Source organism: Psychrobacter sp. T6-1 (assembly GCF_052258445.1).
In genome coordinates this window covers 1-5,148 of the sequence record NZ_JBQQFC010000171.1, presented here as the reverse complement: position 1 = coordinate 5,148, position 5,148 = coordinate 1, and the positions used below count along the sequence as shown (strand labels likewise).

Annotated in this window: 4 protein-coding genes; all 4 read right to left on the bottom strand. The window is 48.0% G+C overall.

The window, feature by feature from the left end; translation table 11 throughout:
* Positions 1-1,061 (bottom strand): acyl-CoA dehydrogenase family protein (locus ACTXGO_RS09355; protein ID WP_443574190.1); only part of this gene is annotated, 1,061 nt, incomplete at its 3' end.
* Positions 1,062-1,105: 44 nt separating this feature from the next.
* Complete coding sequence (locus ACTXGO_RS09350; RefSeq protein WP_317200196.1) at positions 1,106-2,026, bottom strand: hydroxymethylglutaryl-CoA lyase; 921 nt, start codon at positions 2,024-2,026, stop codon at positions 1,106-1,108.
* A 33-nt stretch (positions 2,027-2,059) separates the two neighbouring features.
* On the bottom strand, positions 2,060-4,180 hold the full coding sequence (locus tag ACTXGO_RS09345) for an acetyl/propionyl/methylcrotonyl-CoA carboxylase subunit alpha (protein ID WP_443574188.1): 2,121 nt from the start codon (positions 4,178-4,180) through the stop codon (positions 2,060-2,062).
* A 177-nt stretch (positions 4,181-4,357) separates the two neighbouring features.
* The gene (locus tag ACTXGO_RS09340) at positions 4,358-5,146 is read right to left on the bottom strand and encodes an enoyl-CoA hydratase/isomerase family protein (RefSeq protein WP_443574186.1); all 789 of its coding nucleotides are present in this window, start codon (positions 5,144-5,146) and stop codon (positions 4,358-4,360) included.
* Positions 5,147-5,148: the final 2 nt, after the last annotated feature.

Sequence of the window (5,148 nt, the reverse complement as noted above, 5' to 3'; positions counted from 1 at the left end):
TTACCGCCGAATATCTGAATGCCCTCGCCCGCCATCCATGTCGCTTTTTCTGCGCACCAAAGAATCACACTAGCGCAGTCTTTACGTACTTGGCGACTGTGACCTTCGCCCTGCTTATCCAGCATATCCAAGTTCTTACCGACCGTATATAAAAAGCTACGACCCGCCTGCAAGATAGTATACATATCCGCGACTTTACCTTGAATGAGTTGGAACTCACCGATAGCTTGTCCAAACTGCTTACGATCATGGATGTAGGGTATGACATTATCCATAACCGCTTGCATAATGCCGATAGGGCCAGCGGCTAGTACCGCACGCTCAAAATCTAGGCCACTCATCAAGACTTTAACGCCTTGACCAATGCCGCCCAAGATATTCTCGCTTGGCACTTTGACATTATTAAAAGTCATCTCGCCCGTATGGCTACCGCGCATGCCGAGCTTATCAAGCTTTTGCGCAGTACCAAAGCCTTCCATACCTTTTTCAACGATAAAGGCGGTCATGCCTTTGGCGCCTAGCTCCGGATTGGTCTTGGCATAGACCACCATGACATCGGCATCAGGACCGTTGGTAATCCACATCTTGCTACCATTTAAGATATAGTTGCCGTCTTTTTCTTCAGCTTTAAGTTTCATGCTGACAACATCGGAGCCTGCGCCCGTCTCACTCATGGCGAGCGCGCCGATAAACTCACCGCTGATAAGCTTAGGCAAAAACTTCTGCTTTTGCGCCTCATTTCCGTTACGTTTGATCTGGTTGATACACAAATTTGAGTGCGCGCCATAGCTTAGACCTATGGAGGCTGAAGCGCGGCTGATTTCCTCTAATGCAACCATGTGCGCCACATAACCCATGTCTGAGCCGCCATACTCTTCGGGTACCGTGATACCATGCAGGCCGACATCACCCATTTTTTCCCATAGATCCATAGGGAACTCATCACTGCTGTCAATCTCGCCTGCCCGTGGGGCGATTTCTTTTTCTGCGAACGCTCTGATGACATCACGTAGCGCGTCAATATCTTCACCAAGCTGAAAATCTAATCCGGGTAAACTCATAATCTTTCCTTGTGTTTAATTTTAAATATGTAGACTAAAATGTATTAAGAGGCACGTTTATTTATAATAGCTCGCGCCACGTTTGAGTCGTTACGGCGACCTAAGAATGTACTAATACGCTCGCCTGCCACTACTAACTTTTCCAAATCGATACCTGTTGTGATGCCCATGCCATGGAGCATATAAACCACGTCCTCTGTCGCCACATTACCCGTTGCGCCTTTGGCATACGGACAACCGCCAAGACCTGCCACAGACGTATCAAACTCGCTAATACCAAGCTCAAGCGCCGCCAAAGTATTGCTCAATGCCTGACCGTAAGTGTCATGAAAGTGGCCAGATATTTTTGCGACATCAATATATTCAAAGGCCGCTTGAAGGGCGCGCTGAACTTTGAGCGGAGTACCAACACCGATCGTATCGGCGATACCGATTTGTTCTGCGCCGATCTCGACCATACGTTTGGTGACGTAAGCTACCTGGCTTGGGTCAATCTCGCCTTCATAAGGACAGCCCACGGTACAAGAGATGACGCCGCGCACTTTGATACCGTTTTGCTTGGCTGCAACGACTACAGGCGCAAAACGCTCAATACTCTCATCGATACTACAGTTGATATTTTTTTGGCTAAAGGTCTCACTCGCTGAACCGAAAATCACTACTTCATCAGGATGGTAGGTGAGCGCATTATCAAAGCCGCGCATATTGGGCACCAGCACCGAATAAATAACGTCTCCACGCCGCGTATCTGACAGTGCCGTCATCAAATCCCTGTTATCACCCATTTGCGGCACCCATTTAGGCGAGACAAAACTGGTAGCCTCTAACTTCTTGACGCCTGCGGCTATTAGATCGTTAATCAAAGCTTGCTTAACCGCCGTCGGCACCGTCGCTGACTCATTTTGTAAGCCATCACGAGGACTAACATCAACGATGCGGACATGATCTGGGTATAAGTTACTCATAAGTGCCATCCTATTTTTTAAATATTGGCCTTTTTATTCATCAGACGCGCTGTCGATACGTAGAAGCTCATCGCCATCTGCGACCAGATCGCCTGCGCCAAATAGCAATTCGGCGACCACGCCATCGGTTGGCGCGGTAATAGTATGCTCAATCTTCATCGCTTCGATAACAGCAAGTGGCTCGCCTTTTTTGACACTGTCACCCACATTGACTTTGAACGCGACCACTTGACCCGGCATCGGCGACTTTAAACTGCCGACAGCAGCGCTCTCTTCGCCCGCGTAAGCCATAATATCGACAAGGGTAATTTGATCACGACCACGATCAGTAAAGACATGTACCCTCTCGTTATGTACCCAGCTTTGTGCGCTGACGCGTGCGCCATCCAGCCACAAGGTGTGATTGTGCGCGTCATTACTATTATAGCTGACCTGACCTTCAAAAACGCAGGTTAAAGACTCGGGAGCAGCTTGCTTATCATCAGCGTCTTGATCAGCGCTTTTCTCAATGGTAAGTGTAAAGCTACTGGCTTGGTCATTACCTTTAGATGTGGCGCTATTAGCTGACACATTATGCCAGTCACTAATACGAGCAACATAAGACTGCTCATTGTAGACTAAGCTAAATGAGCGCGCATAATCGGTATAAGCGCGAAAACCAGTGGGTTGACCAAAGGGATCATTGTCGTTTTGAGTGCTACTGAGTCTTGCTGAGGATTCGCCAGCGAGCTGTTGCACAATTGCAGTCGTTACTAGCGTAGATAGCTCAAGGGGTTGCTGATCGAACAAGACGTCCGCTTCTCGCTCAATCAAAGCGGTATCGAGATTGGCTTGACTAAAGGAGTCTGTATTGATGACATAACGCAAGAATGCCACGTTATTAGGCAGACCAACGATACGCGTTTGCCTTAATGCTTGATCCATCTTAGCTAGCGCTTGCTCGCGCGTTGGCGCATGGACGATAAGCTTGGCAATCATAGAGTCATAGAACGGACTGATGACATCGCCTTCGCGCACGCCGTCATCGATACGCACGTCATCGATACTAAAAGTGCTGTGCTCAGGTTTTTGATAAGTAAACAGCGTCCCTGTCGCCGGCAAAAAATTATTATCAGGGTTTTCCGCGCAAATACGTGCCTCAATCGCATGACCGTTTATCGCAAGCTCTTCTTGCGATTTTGGCAGTGGTAAGCCTGCGGCAACTCGCAATTGCCATTCAACCAAATCTACGCCCGTGATCGCTTCACTGACAGGATGCTCTACTTGCAAGCGCGTATTCATCTCCATGAAATAAAAACTCATCTCGCCACCGCGCTGCTCAACGATGAACTCAACCGTGCCCGCGCCTACGTAATCGACCGCACGCGCCGCTTCAATCGCAGCCGTACCCATTGCCTCACGCATAGACTCATCAACGCCTGGCGCTGGCGCTTCTTCTAGCACCTTTTGATGGCGACGTTGTACCGAGCAATCACGCTCAAATAGATGCACGTAGTTACCATGACTATCACCAAACACTTGGATCTCGATATGGCGTGGTTTGAGCGCGTATTTTTCGATGAGTACTTGATCATCACCAAAACTGGTAATGGCCTCTCGGCGGCAGGAGTCTAGCAAATCATTAAAGTCGCCACTGTTTTCGACGATGCGCATCCCTTTACCGCCGCCGCCCGCACTGGCTTTTATGAGTACGGGATAACCAATAGCATCGGCTTTCTCTTTTAAGAATGCTGCGTCTTGATTATCGCCATGATAGCCCGGTATCAGCGGTACGTTTGCCGCTTCCATCAAGCGCTTAGACTCAGACTTGCCGCCCATTGCCCGTATGGCATCAGCAGACGGTCCGATAAAGGCGATACCTGCATCTTGACAAGCCTGCGCAAAGTCAGCGTTTTCACTCAAAAACCCGTAACCTGGGTGAATGGCCTCAGCGCCCCGCTCCTTAGCAATAGCAATGATAGCATCGCCTTTGAGATAGCTATCTTTTGGGGCTGAACCGCCTAAATAAATGGCTTCATCACAGACAGACACGTGCTTGGCATGTCGATCCGCATCAGAGTAGACGGCAACGGTGCGGACGCCTAAGCGCTTAGCAGTCGCCGCAACACGGCAAGCAATCTCGCCACGGTTGGCGATAAGAATCTTTGAAAACATAGCTATCCTTGTCTTTGCCTTTTAGTTCTATGATAACTTCTATACTTACTTAAGCCCGCTTTGTTAAGCTGAGCTTAGAGGATTAGTATAAGAGTCCTTAATTATAGGGTTAGTTGTTATATATTTATTTGCTAGATACTTAATTTGCTAGATACCTATTCGCTAGATGCGTAGTTATCAGCTGAGCCAATCAGGCTTACGCTTTTGTAAAAAGGCTTGTACGCCTTCCTTTCCTTGCTCTGACGACCGAATATCAGCGATATCTTTTACCGTATCAGCGATTAATTCATCGTCTATTGTCTCGCCAGCGATATCATGCAAAAGTCGCTTGCAAGTCTTGACCGCATCAGGGCTATTATTGACAATCTTGGCGCATATTGCAGCCACTCTATTTTGCAACTCGTCCTCATTAACGCGCTCATGGATAAAGCCTAATTGACGCGCTTTTTTGGCATCGAACACTTCAGCCGTTAAGAAATAACGCTGCGAGGCACGCGCGCCCAAAGCTCGTATGACATAAGGGCTAATCGTTGCAGGCGCTAAACCTAAACGTACTTCACTTAAGCAAAAATTAGCGATTTTGACTGCGATAGCCACATCACATACTGCAACCAAACCCATACCACCCGCATAAACATCGCCTTGAATAGCGGCAATGGTAGGTTTAGGACACTCGTAAATCGTTTTGAGCATTTGCGCGAGTTTATCGGCATCGGCTAGATTCTCATCATAGTCGTAATCTGCCATAGCGCGCATCCAGTTTAGATCCGCGCCCGCGCAAAACGCCTTGCCTGCTGCCGCTAAAGTGATAACGCGAACCTCGTCGCTTTGACCCAATTGCTTAAACACAGCTGTTAATTCGCTAATCATCTCATCATTAAAAGCATTGCGAATCTCAGGACGATTTAAGGTTACGGTTGCGATATAGTTTTCTGTGGTTACTAGTAGATTTTTATAATTATTCATAT

Excerpts from the sequence above, each read along its gene's own strand:
- ACTXGO_RS09350 (WP_317200196.1), bottom strand. The coding sequence starts at position 2,026 with ATGAGTAACTTATACCCAGATCATGTCCGCATCGTTGATGTTAGTCCT.
- ACTXGO_RS09340 (WP_443574186.1), bottom strand. The coding sequence starts at position 5,146 with ATGAATAATTATAAAAATCTACTAGTAACCACAGAAAACTATATCGCA.
- ACTXGO_RS09345 (WP_443574188.1), bottom strand. The coding sequence starts at position 4,180 with ATGTTTTCAAAGATTCTTATCGCCAACCGTGGCGAGATTGCTTGCCGT.